Origin of the sequence: Hydrogenophaga sp., from assembly GCF_050182545.1 — a bacterium.
Taxonomy (GTDB): domain Bacteria; phylum Pseudomonadota; class Gammaproteobacteria; order Burkholderiales; family Burkholderiaceae_C; genus Hydrogenophaga.
Genome location: NZ_JBFXCD010000004.1, coordinates 62,112 through 78,010, shown reverse-complemented (window position 1 = coordinate 78,010; position 15,899 = coordinate 62,112). Strand labels below are relative to the sequence as shown.

Here is a 15,899-nt window from a genome sequence, read left to right as displayed (position 1 = left end):
ATACCCTTCGCACGCGCCGTCCGCGCTTCACTCGATCTTTGCGCCGCCCTTGAACCACTGCCCGATCAGCGCGCGCTCTTCCTCGGTCAAACCGGTGGCGTTGTTCATCGGCATGAGACGCGTCACCACCACCTGCTGGTAGACCGCCTGAGCGTGCTGCGCCAGCCCCTCCGGTGTGTCCAGCCGCACGTTCTTGGACTGCAGCGCCTCGCCGTGGCACATCACGCAGCGCTGCTCCAGCACCGGCTTGAGTTGCGCATAGCTCACGGTGTCGGGCACGGCCACGGCCTGCACGGGTGCCGGCCTGAGCCAGACGATCAACGCGACCAGCACCACCACGCCGGCGGCCGCATAGGGCCAGGGGTGCGGGTTGCGACCCAGCTTGAAGCCGTGCCGCATGACGAAGAACTGGCGGATCGCCGCACCCGCGAACATCATGCCGATCAGGATCAGCCAGTTGTACTCGTGCGTGTAGGTGAAGCTGTAGTGGTTGCTCAGCATCGCGAACAGCACCGGTAGCGTGAAATAGGTGTTGTGCACGCTGCGCTGCTTGCCGCGCTGGCCGTGGATCGGATCGACCGGCCGACCGGCCTTGAGGTCGGCCACCACGGTGCGCTGGCCCGGGATGATCCAGAAGAACACATTGGCGCTCATGGCCGTCGCAATCATCGCGCCCATCAGCAGGAAGGCGGCACGCCCGGCGAACAGCTGCGTGGCCAGCCAGGCCGCCACGCACACCAGCGCCAGCACCAGCGCGCCGACCTTGGCGTCGCCGTTGTTCTTCTGGCCCAGCGTGCGGCAGATGGCGTCGTACAGCAGCCAGAACACCACCAGAAAGGCCAGCGCGGTGCTGATGGCTGCGGCGGGCGACCAGGCGAACACCTTGGGATCGATCAGGTAGACGCTGGGGCTCCAGAGGTATGAGATGAGAAACAGCGCAAAGCCCGAGAGCCAGGTGGAATAGCTCTCCCAGTAGAACCAGTGCAGGTGGTCGGGCAGCTTCGGCGGCGAGACCGCGAACTTCACCGGGTGGTAGAAGCCGCCACCGTGCACGGCCCAGAGCTCACCGCTGACACCATCCTTCTTCAGCTGTTCATCCTCGGGTGGCGTGAGGCTGCTGTCGAGAAAGACGAAGTAGAAGGAGGAGCCGATCCAGGCGATGGCGACGATCACGTGCAGCCAGCGCAACAGCAGATTGGCCCAGTCGAGCAGATAGGTTTCCATGGCACCTCAAGGCAAGGTCAGGACTTGCGACTCACCACCGCGGGCGCTCTGAGTCGTCTGAGGGCCGCGATCGGGTGTCGTCAGAACACCTGCGCCGCTGCGACCGGTCGCCCAAAGTGTATACAGTTTTTGAAAACATTCAAGCGGTCAACCACCGCCAGGATCGGCCTGCGCATCAAGCAACAACTGCGCCACGACGGCCGCGGCGATCACGGCGGGCTGCTTGCCTGTGATACCCGGCAGCCCGATCGGGCAGGTCACGCGGGCCAGCTCGTCGTCACTGAATCCGCGCTGGCGCAAGCGGCTGCGGAAAGTGGCCCACTTGGTGGCGCTGCCGATGAGTCCGATGAAGCCGAGGTCCGCGCGCTCGCGCAGCCGCAGCAGACAGGCCGCGACGATGTCCAGATCCTCGGCGTGCGAAAAGCTCATGACGAGCACGCGCGATCCCGCTGCGAGATCGCGCACCGCTGCCTGCACCGGGTCCGAGTGTTCCGTGCGCACATGAACGGGCACGTTTTGCGGGAACACCTCGTCGCGGCTGTCGATCCAGGTCACGTCAAAGGGCAGCGGCGTCAGCGCCTGCACCAGTGCGCGCCCCACGTGCCCGCCGCCGAACAGGGCCAGCGGCACGCAACCGCTGACCAGTCGTTGGCGCAAGGCCTCGGCGTGGGCGCAGTCCACCATTTCGAAGCGCAGCACCAGCGCGCCCCCGCAGCACTGCCCCAGGCTCGGACCGAGCACGACCGCATGCTCCCAGGTGGCCGGTGCGGCCTGGGGCGGGCGCGCCAGAGCTTCGCGCGCCTGGCGCAGCGCGTCCCATTCCAGGTGCCCGCCGCCGATCGTTCCGATCACACCGCCCATCGCTGTTGGGAAAACCGCCATCCACGCGCCCGATTCGCGCGGCACCGAACCTCGTGTCGAACCGACTGTCACGAGGACGGCGCGCTCCGTCGCCAGACGCGCCAGAAAGGCTTCAAGCTCTGCAAACATCTGTGGCGTCGACGTCAAATAATTTGTATGGATACGTAATCGCAGCCAAGGTCGACCAGTATCCGCCGTACTGTACCCACGCCCTGTCGAAATCGCCCATACACTCCATCCGCCTAGCCATATGGTCCGCTCGAAGTCCAACGCCTGGCGCCCGTTCAGCCAAACAGGTCTGCCCACATGAGACACATCGAACCCGCACCCCGCCCAGCCCAGCCCCGCACCCCCTGGGGCTGGGCAGGCGTCTGCACCGCCGCCCTGCTGGCCGCCTGCGCCGCGCCGCTGCCGCCACCTCCCCCCCCGCCACCACCTCCACCGCCCGCCCCCGTGCCGGCACCACCTCCGCCGGTCAGCGTGCGTCCCACGCCGAAGCTGGTGTCGCACGCCGTCTCGCCCTTGGACTACCGCAAGGACGGCGCGCGCCACATCTACGGCAACAACAGCCACCGCATCTACAAAGGCAAGATGCCCCCGCTGCTGCAGGGTGTGGGCGTCATGCGGCTCGACATCGACGAACTCGGCAACATCCGTCGGATGGACTGGCTGCGCCCGCCCAGCCACGCCGGCAGCCGCATCGAGATCGAGCGCACTGTGCGCGCGGCGGCACCCTTCCCGGCGCCGGTGCGCATGGGCAGCGTGAGCTACACCGACACCTGGCTCTGGCACGAAAGCGGCCAGTTCCAGCTCGACACGCTCACCGAAGGCCAGCGTGACCGCTGAATAGCGCAATCACCGCGCCATCCTGAAAGCCCGCCACCCGGCGGGCTTTTTTTGTCCCTGTTCAACTGCCCCGGTAGGTTGAATAGCTCCACGGGCTCACCAGCAGCGGCACGTGGTAATGCTGGTCCGCATGCGCCACACCGAAGTCGAGCGCCACGCGGTCGAGGAAATTGGGCTCGGGCAGCGCCACGCCCCGCGCCGCAAAGTAGCCCTTCACGTCAAAAACCAGTCGGTAGGTGCCGACCTTCAGATTGGCGTGGTCGTACAGCATGCCGTCGGGATTGCGGCCGTCGGCATTGAGCGTGAAGCGCTTGACCAAAGTGGCCTGGTCACCATTCGTGGTGTGCAACTCCACCACCATGCCGGCGGCGGGGCAGCCGTGCATGGTGTCCAGAACGTGTGTACTCAAACCCATGTCATGCGTCCTTCCAGTGTTGATGGTCGACCGAAAGTGTATACACTTTTTGTTTTTCTGGATATGATGCCCGCATGGAAACCTCCAGCACACTGCACATTGTCGAGTCGCTCACGCGGGCCATCGTGGAACACCGCCTGCACCCCGGCACCAAGCTGGCGGAGCAGAAACTGGCCGACCATTTCGGCGTCTCGCGCACGCTGGTGCGCCAGGCCCTGTTCCAGCTGTCGCAGAACCGGCTGATCCGGCTGGAGCCCGCGCGCGGCGCCTTCGTGGCCACCCCCTCGGTGCAGGAAGCGCAACAGGTGTTCGCCGTGCGCCGCATGCTTGAGGTGGAGATGACCCGCACTTTCGTCAAGACCGTCACCAACGCCAAGATCAAGGCACTGCGCGAGCACGTGGCACAGGAAAAGCTCGCGGTGACCAACGAGGACGTCGCCGGGCGCACCGAACTCCTGGGCGACTTCCACGTGCGCATGGCCGAACTCATGGGCAACCAGGTGCTGGCGGAACTGCTGCGCGAACTCATCTCGCGCTGCGCGCTGATCACCCTCATGTACCAGAGCAATCAAGCGGCCGAGCATTCCAGCGAAGAGCACGCCGACATCGTCAAGGCCCTGGCAGCGCGCGATGAGGAACTGGCGGTGCGACTGATGAACGAGCACCTGCTGCACGTCGAGGAAAACCTGACCTTCGACCGCAAGGTCCCCACCAACGACATTTCGATGGCGCTGTCATGACCCTGTACGACTCCACGGCTTCCTACCCCCGCGACCTGGCTGGCTACGGCCGCGATGTGCCGCACGTGCGCTGGCCGAACGGCGCGCGCATCGCCGTGCAGTTCGTGCTGAACTATGAAGAGGGTGGCGAGAACAGCGTGCTGCACGGCGACGACGCGTCCGAGCAGTTCCTCTCCGAGATGTTCAACCCGGCGGCCTTTCCTGCGCGGCACATCAGCATGGAGGGCATCTACGAATACGGCTCGCGCGCGGGTGTCTGGCGCATCCTGCGCGAGTTCGAGCGGCGCGGCCTGCCGCTCACCGTTTTCGGCGTGGCCACCGCGCTGCAGCGCAGCCCGGACGTGACCGCCGCGTTCGTCGACCTGGGGCACGACATCGCCTGCCACGGTCTGAAGTGGATCCACTACCAGAACGTGGACGAAGCGACCGAGCGCGCCCACATGGCGCAGGCCATGCAGATCATCGAGCGCCTCACCGGCAGCCGGCCGCTGGGCTGGTACACCGGGCGCGACAGCCCGAACACGCGCCGCCTTGTGGCCGACCACGGCGGCTTTGAGTACGACAGCGATTACTACGGCGACGACCTGCCCTTCTGGATGAAGGTGCGCAGGACCAACGGCAGCGACGCGCACCAGCTCATCGTGCCCTACACGCTGGACTGCAACGACATGCGCTTTGCGCTGCCCCAGGGCTATTCGCATGCGGACCCGTTCTTCCAGTACATGAAGGACACGTTCGACGCGCTGTACGCGGAAGGCGACCCGGGCGGGCTGGACCGCCCGAAGATGATGAGCATCGGCATGCACTGCCGCCTGCTCGGCCGGCCCGGTCGCATCACCGCCCTGCAGCGCTTCCTCGACCACATCCAGCAACACGACCAGGTCTGGGTGGCGCGCCGCATCGACATTGCGCGCCACTGGAAAGCCACGCACCCGGCGCCCGTCGCCTGAGATCACCGCCATGCCCATCACCCTGGAACAACTCAACCACGCACCGCTGGCCGAGGCCGCGCAGATGCTCGACGGCCTGTACGAGCATTCGCCCTGGATCGCGCAGCAGGCGCTGGCGCAGCGCCCCTTTGCCTCGCTGGCCGCACTGAAACACGCCATGGTGACTGTGCTCGCGCAAGCGGACGTTGACGCTCAGCTCGCACTGATTCGCGCCCACCCCGAACTCGCGGGCAAAGCCATGGTGAGCCAGTCGCTCACCGCCGAGTCCACCAACGAACAGACGAAGGCCGGGCTGACGAACTGCACGCCCGCGGAGTTCGCGCACATCCAGCAGCTCAATGCCGACTACAACGCGAAGTTCGGCTTCCCGTTCATCCTGGCGGTGCGCGGACCGCGGGGCACGGGTCTGACCAAGCGCGAGATCATCGCCACGTTCGAACGCCGCCTGGGCAACCCGGTGGACTTCGAGCGAGCCGAGTGCCTGCGCAACATCCACCGCATTGCCGAGATCCGTCTCAACGACAAGTTCGGCTTTGAACCCGCCATCGGCAACGCGGTCTGGGACTGGCACGAGGACCTGGCGCGCCACAGCGACCCCGGCTTTGCCGAACAAGGCCAGCTCACGGTGACCTACTTGACGGACGCGCACCGGGCCTGCGCCGCCGACCTGGCGGCACGCATGCGCGAGTGCGGGTTCGACGAAGTGAACATCGATGCGGTGGGCAATGTGGTGGGCAGATACCTGGGAACCTCGCCGCAAGCCCCGGCCCTGCTCACCGGCAGCCACTACGACACGGTTCGCAACGGTGGCAAGTACGACGGACGCCTGGGCATCTTCGTGCCCATGGCCTGCGTGCGGCACCTTCATGCCCAGGGCAGGCGCCTGCCCTTTGCTTTCGAGGTCGTGGGTTTCGCGGAGGAGGAAGGCCAGCGCTACAAGGCCACCTTCCTGGGTTCGGGTGCGCTCACCGGCCACTTCAACCCGGCCTGGCTCGACCAGCAGGACGCTGAAGGCGTGACCATGCGCGCGGCCATGCAGCACGCCGGCCTGCCCGCCACGCCGGACGCCATCCACGCACTGAAACGCGACCCGTCGAAGTATCTGGGCTTCGTCGAGGTGCACATCGAACAGGGGCCGGTGCTCAACGAGATGGACCTGCCGCTGGGCGTGGTCACCTCCATCAACGCCAGCGTGCGTTACCTCTGCGAAGCCATCGGCATGGCCAGCCACGCCGGCACCACGCCCATGGACCGGCGTCGCGATGCCGCCAGCGCCGTGGCCGAGCTCGCGCTCTACGCGGAACAACGCGCCAGCGCCGACGGCAACTCGGTGGCCACCATCGGCATGCTGCAGGTGCCCGGTGGCTCGATCAACGTGGTGCCGGGTCGCTGCCTGTTCTCGCTCGACCTGCGCGCGCCCAGCGACGCGCAGCGCGATGCACTGGAACGCGACATCCTCGGGCAGTTGCGCGCCATCTGCGAGCGGCGCGGCATCGGCCTCAAGACGGAAGAAACCATGCGCGCAGCCGCAGCACCGAGCGCGCCCGCGTGGCAGGCGCGCTGGGAGCGCGCCGTGGACGCGCAGGGCGTGCCACTGCACCGCATGCCCAGCGGCGCCGGCCACGACGCGATGAAGCTGCACGAGGTGATGCCGCAGGCCATGCTCTTCGTGCGCGGCCTCAACAGTGGCATCAGCCATAACCCGCTGGAATCCACCACCAGCGATGACATGGAACTCTGCGTGAACGCCTTCTCGCACCTGCTCGATCAACTCGCCACCGAACATCAGCCTTGAACCCCGATGACACACGAACAGCAACTTGACGCCTGGATCGACGCCCACTTTGACGAGGAAGTGCGCTTCCTGCAGGAACTCGTGCGCGTGCCCACCGACACGCCACCGGGCAACAACGCGCCGCACGCCGATCGCACCGCCGAACTGCTGGCCGCCATGGGCCTGCAGGCCGAGAAGCATGCCGTGCCCGCGGCCGAGGTGCAGGCCGCCGGCCTGCAAAGCATCACCAACCTAATCGTGCGCCGTCCCTACGGCCAGGGCCGGACCATTGCGCTCAATGCCCACGGCGACGTGGTGCCACCGGGCGAAGGCTGGACGCACGACCCGTATGGCGGCGAGGTCGTCGACGGCAGGATCTATGGCCGCGCCACCGCCGTGAGCAAGTGCGACATCGCCAGCTTCAGCTTCGCCATCCGCGCACTGGAATCGCTGGGCGCGAAGCTCGCGGGCGGCGTGGAACTGCACGTGACCTACGACGAGGAATACGGCGGCGAGGTCGGCCCCGACTGGCTGCTGAACAAGGGCCTGACCAAGCCCGACCTGATGATCGCCGCCGGCTTCAGCTACCAGGTGGTGGTGGCACACAACGGTTGCCTGCAGCTGGAGGTGACGGTGCACGGCGACATGGCGCACGCCGCCATTCCCGACAGCGGCACCGATGCGCTGCAGGGGGCCACGCACATCCTCAACGCGCTGTACGCACTCAACGCCGACTACCTCAAGATCAGCTCGAACGTCGAAGGCATCACCCATCCGTACCTCAACGTCGGACAGATCAGCGGCGGCACCAACACCAACGTGATTCCCGGCAAGGTGCTGCTCAAGATCGACCGCCGCATGATCCCCGAGGAAGACCCCGCCGAGGTGGAGGCGTCCCTGCGTCGCACCATCGAGCAGGCGGCCGCGAGCTATCAGCCGCCGCGTGGCGGCAGGGAGCTCAAGGTCGATGTGCGCCGCATCCTGCTCGCGCGCGCCATGAAACCGCTGCCCGGCAACCAGCCGCTGGTGCAGGCGATCCAGAAGCACGGCCAGGCCGTCTTCGGCGAGACCATTCCCGCCGTGGGCACGCCGCTCTACACCGACGTGCGTCTGTATGTCGAGCGTGGCATCCCCGGTGTGATCTACGGCGCGGGCCCGCGCACCGTGCGCGAATCAAACGCCAAACGCGCCGACGAGCACCTGGTGCTGGAAGACCTGCGCCGAGCCACCAAGGTGATCGCGCGCACGCTGTTCGATCTTCTGCAAACCCGCTGAATTCCCCTGTGGAATCACCCGTGAAACACCGCGCCGGTCGGAGCGCGGCAGGGCCGTGCGCGTGACACAATGAACACGCATTCATGCCCCCTGGAGACAACATGACACCTGCCGAACAAGCCCTGCGCGACGCCGCGTTCGAGTACCACCGCACGCCTTCTCGCGGCAAGATTGCCGTCACTCCCACCAAGCCGCTGTCCAACCAGCGTGACCTCTCTCTGGCCTACTCGCCAGGCGTGGCGTATCCCTGCCTGGCGATAGAAGCCGACCCCGCCAAGGCGGCCGAGTACACCTCGCGCGGCAACCTCGTGGGTGTGGTCACCAACGGCACGGCCGTGCTCGGCCTGGGCGACATCGGCCCGCTGGCGGCCAAGCCCGTGATGGAGGGCAAGGGCTGCCTGTTCAAGAAGTTCGCCGGCATCGACGTGTTCGACATCGAGCTCGACGAAAAGGACCCGGACAAGCTGGTCGAGATCATCGCCGCGCTCGAGCCCACGCTGGGTGGCATCAACCTCGAAGACATCAAGGCACCCGAGTGCTTCTACATCGAGAAGAAGCTGCGCGAGCGCATGGGCATTCCGGTGTTCCACGACGACCAGCACGGCACGGCCATCATCTCGGCGGCCGCCCTGCTCAACGGCCTGGAACTGGTGGGCAAGGACATCGCCTCGGTCAGGCTCGCCGTGAGCGGCGCGGGCGCTGCCGCCATCGCCTGCCTGGACGTGATGGTCGGCCTGGGCGTCAAGCGCGAGCACATCTACGTTTGCGACTCCAAGGGCGTGGTGCACGAAGGCCGTGCCGGCGGCTACGACGAATCCAAGGCCCGCTACGCGCAGAAAACCGACAAGCGCACCCTGGCCGACGCGGTGGATGGCGCCGACGTGTTCCTTGGCTGCTCGGCGCCAGGCGTGCTCACCGCCGAGATGATGAAGACCATGGGGCCGAAGCCGATCGTGCTTGCGCTGGCCAACCCCGAGCCCGAGATCCGGCCTGAACTGGCCAAGGCCGTGCGGCCCGACTGCATCATCGCCACCGGCCGCAGCGACTACCCCAACCAGGTCAACAACGTCCTGTGCTTCCCCTACATCTTCCGCGGTGCACTCGACTGCGGCGCCACGCGCATCACCGAGGAGATGAAGCTGGCCTGCGTGCGCCAGATTGCCGACCTCGCCAAGAGCGAGACCAGCGACGAGGTCGCCAGTGCCTACGCCGGACAGGACCTCAGCTTCGGCCCCGAATACCTGATTCCCAAGCCGTTCGACTCGCGCCTGATCCTGCGCATTGCGCCCGCCGTGGCGCAGGCCGCGGCGGACTCCGGCGTGGCCACGCGACCCATCGCCGACATGGACGCCTACCGCCAGCAGCTCGGCCGCTTCGTCTACCAGACCGGCATCCTGATGCAGCCGGTGTTCAACGCCGCGAAGGCGCAAGCGAAGAAGGCGCGCGTGGCCTACGCGGACGGCGAGGACGAACGCGCGCTGCGCGCCGCGCAAATGGCGATCGACGACCAGGTCGCCCTGCCCATCCTGATCGGCCGCCCGGCCGTGATCGAGGCGCGCATCGCCAAGGCCGGATTGCGCATGAAGCTCGGCCACGACGTGCAGAACGTCAACCCAGAGGACGACCCGCGCTTTCGCCAGTACTGGGAGCACTACCACCAGCTCATGGGCCGCGAGGGCGCCACGCCCGAGGTCGCCAAGGCCGCGGTGCGCCGCTCCAACACCATCATCGGTTCGCTCATGCTCTCGCTGGGTGACGCCGACGCGCTCATCTGCGGCCTGGTGGGCAGCTACATGACGCACCTGGAGCGCATCGACCATGTGCTGGGGCGCCGCGAAGGTGCCGGGCTGTACGCGGCGGTCAATGCGCTCATGACGCAGCGCGGCCCGATCTTCATCGCCGACACCTACGTCAACGACGACCCGAGCGCCGAGGAGCTGGCCGAGATTGCCTGGATGGCCGCGCAGGAAGTGCAGCGCTTCGGCCTGCCGCCGCAGGTGGCCTTTCTCTCGCATTCCAGCTATGGGTCGAGCAAGCGCGCTTCGGCGCGCAAGATGGCGCGCGCGCGCGACCTGTTCGTGGCCGCTCACCCGGGCATCGAGTGCGACGGCGAACTGCACGGCGACGCCGCGCTGCAGCCCGAAATCCGCCACGCCTACCTGGCCGAGACCACGCTCTCCGGCGCGGCCAACCTGCTGATCTGCCCCAACCTGGACGCGGCCAACATCCTCTACAACGTGATGAAGACCACCGCCAGCGGCGGCGTCACCGTGGGCCCGGTGCTCATGGGCTCGGCGGCGCCAGTGCACATCCTCACGCCGGCGGCCACCGTGCGCCGCGTGCTCAACATGACGGCGCTGGCAGCGGCGAGTACCACCACCCGCAACTGAGCGCGCACGCACCACCCCAAGGGACGCCGAGGCGTCCCCCTTTTTTTTCGCCTGTGCCTCGCCGTGCTCGCGATGCGAGCACCAGAGAGGTCGTCGGTGCCGAGGGGGAAGGGCGCAGCGACATCAAGGAGGAGAGGCGGCGCAGCCGACTCGGGGGACAGTCGCGGAGCCCTTCCCCCTCGGCACCGACGACCGGAGCCACGACAGCGAGAACACGCCGCCAGTCAGAAACCGGGTTTCCCCTAGCTCCCCATCATCAGAACGTACACATAAACTGTATACAGTTTTGCATGCATTGAAGCCCGTACAGCCCTCAAGGAGCCCTCCATGTCCACCCCCGTCCACCCGGTTGATGAAGTCCTGCCCACCGGCAAGCTCACCGCGCTCGGCCTGCAGCACGTGCTGGTGATGTACGCCGGCGCGGTCGCCGTTCCCCTCATCGTGGGCCGTGCGCTCAAGCTCAGCCCCGAGCAGGTGGCGATGCTGATCTCGGCCGACCTGTTCTGCTGCGGCCTGGTCACGCTCATCCAGTCGCTCGGCGCCACGCAGTGGTTCGGCATCAAGCTGCCGGTGATGATGGGCGTGACCTTCGCCTCCGTGGCGCCCATGGTCGCCATGGCCAGCAGCAACCCGGGCGTGCAGGGCGCGGGCCTGATCTTCGGCTCCATCATCGGCGCGGGCGTGGTGTCGATCTTGATCGCACCCATTGTCAGCCGCATGCTGCGCTTCTTCCCGCCCGTGGTCACCGGCACCATCATCGCGGTGATCGGCATCAGCCTCATGCGCATCGGCATCAACTGGATCTTCGGCAACCCCTTCGGCCCGACTGCGCCCAGCATTCCCAACCCCGAGCACCTGCAGTGGCTCGACACCGTGAAGCAGGCCGCGGCCAGCGGCGCCGTACCCGCCGTGCCGCAGGGCATGGCCATCGTGGGCAGCGTGCCCAACCCGGCCTACGCGCAGGCGCCCCACATTGCCATCGCGGCCGTGGTGCTTGCCGCCATCCTGCTGATCGCGAAATACGCCCGGGGCTTCATCGCCAATATCTCGGTGCTGCTGGGCATCGTCATCGGCGGTGTGATCGCCACCGCCGCCGGCCTGATGAACTTCGACAAGGTCGGCAAGGCGAACTGGTTCGACCTGGTGCTGCCCTTCGAGATCGCCGCCCCGGTCTTCGACCCCATCCTCATCCTCACCATGAGCCTGGTGATGATCGTGGTGATGATCGAGTCCACCGGCATGTTCCTCGCGCTGGGCGACATGACCGAGCGCAAGATCGACCAGAAGGCGCTCACCGCCGGCCTGCGCACCGATGGACTGGGCACGCTCATCGGCGGCATCTTCAACACCTTTCCCTACACCAGCTTTTCGCAGAACGTGGGCCTGGTCGGCGTCACCGGCGTCAAGAGCCGCTTCGTCTGCGTGGCCGGCGGCGTCATCCTGATCGTGCTCGGCCTGCTGCCCAAGATGGCCGCGCTGGTCGAGTCCCTGCCCACCTTCGTGCTCGGCGGCGCGGGGCTGGTGATGTTCGGCATGGTGGCGGCCACCGGCATTCGCATCCTGGCCGGCGTGGACTACAAGGGCAACCGCAACAACCTCTTCATCGTGGCGGTCTCCATCGGCTTCGGCATGATCCCGCTGGTCGCGCCGAACTTCAAGCAGTGGATGCCGCATGCCATCCACCCGCTGATCGAGTCGGGCATCCTGCTGACCTCGATCAGCGCCGTGGCGCTCAACCTGTATTTCAACGGCAGCCGGGGTGACGCCACCGCGGCCATCCACGCGGCGAAGCAGGCCGACGCGCACTGAGCGTCTTCGCCTCGCTTGAGAAAGGCCCCCTGCGCGGGGCCTTTTTCATGGGCAACGCACTTCCAATCTGGTGCAAGCCCCAATGTGGTGCGCACCATTCAGGGTTAGTCTCGATGACGCCCCATGCCCGCGCGGCAAGAATCTGTATACACATTCTGTGCTCAAAAGACGTCCTGCGGCCGCCGACGCCGCCCTGCGCGGTTGGCACCCTTATTGCTCACAGTACGACACGCCTCCCACTTCGAATTTCACAGGAGAAACCATGAACAAGCGCCACCTCATCAAGCTCACCGCCGCGCTGCTCGCCGCCGCTGCCTTTGGCGGCAGCGCCCACGCGCAGACGCCCATCAAGTTCCAGCTTGACTGGCGCTTCGAAGGCCCCGCCGCGCTGTTCCTGCAACCCGCCGCCAAGGGCTACTTCAAGGCCGCGGGCCTGGACGTGACGATCGACTCCGGCAACGGCTCGGGCGGCACCGTCACGCGCGTGGCTTCGGGCAGCTACGACATGGGCTTTGCCGACCTGGCCGCCCTGATGGAATTCCACGCCAACAACCCGGACGCCCCGAACAAGCCGGTGGCCGTGATGATGGTCTACAACAACACGCCGGCAGCGGTGCTCGCGCTCAAGAAGAGCGGCATCACCAAGCCCGCCGACCTCAACGGCAAGAAGCTCGGCGCGCCGGTGTTCGACGCGGGCCGCAAGGCCTACCCGATCTTCCAGAAGGCCAACAACATCACGACCGCCAACTGGACCTCGATGGACCCGCCGCTGCGCGAGACCATGCTGGTGCGCGGCGACATCGACGCCATCACCGGCTTCTCGTTCACCTCGCTGCTCAACCTGGAAGCGCGCGGCGTCAAGCCCGAGGACGTGGTCATCATGCCTTACGGTGACTACGGCGTGAAGCTGTATGGCAACGTCATCATTGCCTCGCCGAAGATGATCAAGGAGAACCCGGCCGCCGTGAAAGCCTTCCTCACCGCGTTCGCCAAGGGCGCCAAGGAAGTCATGGCCAACCCCGCTGCCAGCATCGAAACCGTGAAGGCGCGCGACGGCATCATCAACGTGCCGCTGGAGACCCGCCGCCTGGCCATGGCCATCGACTCCGTGATCGCCAGCCCGGACGCGCGCAAGGAAGGCTTCGGCCAGGTCAACCCGGGTCGCCTCTCGCTGATGGCCTCCCAGGTGTCCGATGCCTACAACACCAAGACCCGCATCGACCCGGCCGCCGTCTGGAACGGTTCGATGCTGCCTGCCGCGGCGGACCTCAACATCCTGCCGCCCGCGAAGAAGTAAGCGCATCCAAGGCCTCTGGCCCGGGCCAGCCTCCCTGCGGCGGCTGGCCTTTTTTTCAGGAAGATCCCATGCAAGACACCCCCGGCGAACAGCCTTTCGTCGATTTCGACCAGGTCTGGCTGGCCTACAACGACGACCTGCTGGCGAAGAACATCTTCGCGGTGGAGGACATCAACCTGCAGGTGAAACGCGGTGAGTTCATCGCCATCGTCGGTCCCTCGGGCTGCGGCAAGTCCACCTTCATGAAGCTCACCACAGGGCTGCGCATGCCCAGCATGGGGAAGATCCGCATCGACGGCCAACCCGTCACGGGCCCGCTCAAGATTTCCGGCATGGCCTTCCAGGCGCCTTCGCTGCTGCCCTGGCGCACCACGCTGGACAACGTGCTGCTGCCCCTGGAGATCGTGGAGCCCTACCGCAGCCAGTTCAAGGACCGCCGCAAGGAGTACGAGGAGCGCGCGAAGAAGCTGCTGGCCAGCGTGGGCCTGGGCGGCATGGAGAAGAAGTTTCCCTGGGAACTCTCGGGCGGCATGCAGCAGCGCGCCAGCATCTGCCGCGCGCTGATCCACGAACCCAAGATGCTGCTGCTGGACGAACCCTTTGGCGCGCTCGACGCGTTCACGCGGGAGGAACTCTGGTGCACGCTGCGCGACCTGTGGGAAGCGCAGCGCTTCAACGTCATCCTGGTCACGCACGACCTGCGTGAATCGGTCTTCCTGGCCGACACGGTGTACTGCATGAGCAAGAGCCCCGGGCGCTTCGTGGTCCAGCGCGAGATTCCGATCCCGCGCACACGCGACCTGGAGGTGACCTACACCAAGGAGTTTTCCGACATCGTGCTCGAACTGCGCGGCCACATCGGTGCCATGCGCACTCCCGTCAACCAGTGAGCGCTGAAGGAACCCCTGCATGAAACAAAAACACATGGAACGCTGGTCGCCGCTGCTGCTGCTGCTGGCGATCATCGTCATCTGGGAAGTCATCACGAGCGGCTTCGGCGTCTCGGAGTTCATCTTCCCCAGCCCTTCGCGCATCTGGGAACAGACGCTGGAACACAAGGTCACCATCCTGGGCCACGCCTGGCGCACGTTCTGGGTCACCATGGCGGGCTTCGGCATCGCCATCGTGGTCGGCGTGCTGCTGGGCTTCCTGATCGGCAGCTCGCGCCTGGCCTATGCGGCCGTCTACCCGCTCATGACGGCCTTCAACGCCCTGCCCAAGGCGGCCTTCGTGCCCATCCTGGTCGTGTGGTTCGGCATCGGCGTGGGCCCGGCCATCCTCACGGCTTTCCTGATCAGCTTTTTCCCCATCATGGTGAACATCGCCACCGGTCTGGCCACGCTCGAACCCGAGCTGGAGGACGTGCTGCGCGTGCTCGGCGCCAAGCGCTGGGACGTGCTGATCAAGGTCGGCCTGCCGCGCTCCATGCCCTACTTCTTCGGCTCGCTCAAGGTGGCGATCACGCTGGCCTTCGTGGGCACGACGGTGTCGGAGATGACCGCGTCCAACGAAGGCATTGGCTACCTGCTGATCTCGGCCGGTTCGTCGATGCAGATGGGTCTGGCGTTCAGCGGCCTGCTGGTGGTGGGCGTGATGGCCATGGTGATGTACGAGCTGTTCAGCTTCATCGAGAAGCACACGACGGGCTGGGCGCACCGGGGCAGCCAGAACACATGAGTCCGGAACAGGTCGCGAAGCACCTGCGCCGGGCCAACGACGTGGCGCGCCGCGCGGCCAGCATGGGCCGGCATCCGTTCGGCGCGCTGCTGGTGGCACCCGATGGGGAAACTGTGCTGGCGGAGCAGGGCAACATCGACACGGTGAACCATGCGGAGTCGACGCTGGCGCGCACGGCGGCGGACAACTATCCCGGCGCGTACCTGGCACGCTGCACCCTGGTGACGACCTTCGAGCCCTGTGCCATGTGCACGGGCACGCTCTACTGGGCCAACATCGGGCGCGTGGTGTATGGCGCGAGTGAAGAAGCCCTGCTGGCACTCACCGGCAGCCACGAGGAGAACCCCACCCTGTCCCTGCCCTGCCGTGAGGTGCTGGCGCGGGGACAGAAACACATCGAGGTCATCGGGCCGGTGCCTGAGCTGGAGGCCGAGATGCTGGAGCCACATCAGGGGTTCTGGGCTTCGCGCTGAGTGTGTCTCCGGGTGGCTCCGGTGGGAGGCGACCGGGGTGCCTGACTCCGCTCATGTCCCCCGCCAAGGGCTACGCCCTTGGCTCCTCCTTGACTTCGCTACGCCAGGCACCCCGATCACCTCCCACCTCTGGGGCATGCGGTGCGAGCGCGCTCCAACGTCACTTCG

14 protein-coding genes are annotated in these 15,899 nt (G+C 66.5%); 11 read left to right on the top strand and 3 right to left on the bottom strand.

Annotation, left to right across the window (positions count from 1 at the left end):
- Positions 1-27: 27 nt before the first annotated feature.
- Entirely contained in the window at positions 28-1,224 is a 1,197-nt protein-coding gene (locus AB7P10_RS05855) for a urate hydroxylase PuuD (protein ID WP_428292898.1), read from the bottom strand.
- Positions 1,225-1,371: 147 nt separating this feature from the next.
- Positions 1,372-2,214 carry a xanthine dehydrogenase accessory protein XdhC gene (xdhC, locus tag AB7P10_RS05850; RefSeq protein ID WP_428292897.1) on the bottom strand — a complete coding sequence of 281 codons (843 nt, stop codon included), beginning with the start codon at positions 2,212-2,214 and terminating at the stop codon, positions 1,372-1,374.
- 177 nt (positions 2,215-2,391) lie between these two features.
- Here xdhC and AB7P10_RS05845 point away from each other — a divergent pair, with 177 nt between their 5' ends.
- Positions 2,392-2,931, top strand: coding sequence for a hypothetical protein (locus AB7P10_RS05845; RefSeq protein ID WP_428292896.1), 540 nt, complete (start codon positions 2,392-2,394; stop codon positions 2,929-2,931).
- 61 nt (positions 2,932-2,992) lie between these two features.
- On the opposite strand, the gene uraH is transcribed toward AB7P10_RS05845, so the two are convergent.
- A complete protein-coding gene (uraH, locus tag AB7P10_RS05840; protein WP_428292895.1) occupies positions 2,993-3,346 on the bottom strand; it encodes a hydroxyisourate hydrolase in 354 nt (117 codons plus the stop codon).
- Between the two features lie 74 nt (positions 3,347-3,420).
- On the opposite strand from uraH, the gene AB7P10_RS05835 reads away from it, so the two are divergent.
- The 10 genes from AB7P10_RS05835 to AB7P10_RS05790 all read left to right on the top strand — a co-directional run bounded on the left by AB7P10_RS05835 (position 3,421) and on the right by AB7P10_RS05790 (position 15,731).
- Positions 3,421-4,086 carry a GntR family transcriptional regulator gene (locus tag AB7P10_RS05835; RefSeq protein WP_297647689.1) on the top strand — a complete coding sequence of 222 codons (666 nt, stop codon included), beginning with the start codon at positions 3,421-3,423 and terminating at the stop codon, positions 4,084-4,086.
- Positions 4,083-5,036 carry an allantoinase PuuE gene (gene puuE / locus AB7P10_RS05830; protein WP_428292894.1) on the top strand — a complete coding sequence of 318 codons (954 nt, stop codon included), beginning with the start codon at positions 4,083-4,085 and terminating at the stop codon, positions 5,034-5,036. Before AB7P10_RS05835 ends, puuE begins: the two co-directional genes overlap by 4 nt.
- Positions 5,037-5,046: 10 nt before the next feature.
- Positions 5,047-6,831 carry a 2-oxo-4-hydroxy-4-carboxy-5-ureidoimidazoline decarboxylase gene (uraD, locus tag AB7P10_RS05825; RefSeq protein ID WP_428292893.1) on the top strand — a complete coding sequence of 595 codons (1,785 nt, stop codon included), beginning with the start codon at positions 5,047-5,049 and terminating at the stop codon, positions 6,829-6,831.
- A 6-nt stretch (positions 6,832-6,837) separates the two neighbouring features.
- Positions 6,838-8,085 (top strand): M20 family metallopeptidase, encoded by a 1,248-nt coding sequence (locus tag AB7P10_RS05820; RefSeq protein WP_428292892.1) that lies wholly within the window; start codon positions 6,838-6,840, stop codon positions 8,083-8,085.
- A 101-nt stretch (positions 8,086-8,186) separates the two neighbouring features.
- On the top strand, positions 8,187-10,475 hold the full coding sequence (locus AB7P10_RS05815; RefSeq protein ID WP_428292891.1) for an NADP-dependent malic enzyme: 2,289 nt from the start codon (positions 8,187-8,189) through the stop codon (positions 10,473-10,475).
- A gap of 327 nt (positions 10,476-10,802) precedes the next feature.
- Positions 10,803-12,284, top strand: a complete 1,482-nt coding sequence (locus tag AB7P10_RS05810) for a nucleobase:cation symporter-2 family protein (protein ID WP_428292890.1) — start codon at positions 10,803-10,805, stop codon at positions 12,282-12,284.
- A 262-nt stretch (positions 12,285-12,546) separates the two neighbouring features.
- Complete coding sequence (locus tag AB7P10_RS05805) at positions 12,547-13,581, top strand: ABC transporter substrate-binding protein (protein WP_428292889.1); 1,035 nt, start codon at positions 12,547-12,549, stop codon at positions 13,579-13,581.
- Between the two features lie 68 nt (positions 13,582-13,649).
- The gene (locus tag AB7P10_RS05800) at positions 13,650-14,471 is read left to right on the top strand and encodes an ABC transporter ATP-binding protein (protein WP_428292888.1); all 822 of its coding nucleotides are present in this window, start codon (positions 13,650-13,652) and stop codon (positions 14,469-14,471) included.
- A gap of 19 nt (positions 14,472-14,490) precedes the next feature.
- Positions 14,491-15,258, top strand: a complete 768-nt coding sequence (locus AB7P10_RS05795; protein ID WP_428292887.1) for an ABC transporter permease — start codon at positions 14,491-14,493, stop codon at positions 15,256-15,258.
- Positions 15,255-15,731, top strand: coding sequence for a nucleoside deaminase (locus AB7P10_RS05790; protein WP_428292886.1), 477 nt, complete (start codon positions 15,255-15,257; stop codon positions 15,729-15,731). Before AB7P10_RS05795 ends, AB7P10_RS05790 begins: the two co-directional genes overlap by 4 nt.
- Positions 15,732-15,899: the final 168 nt, after the last annotated feature.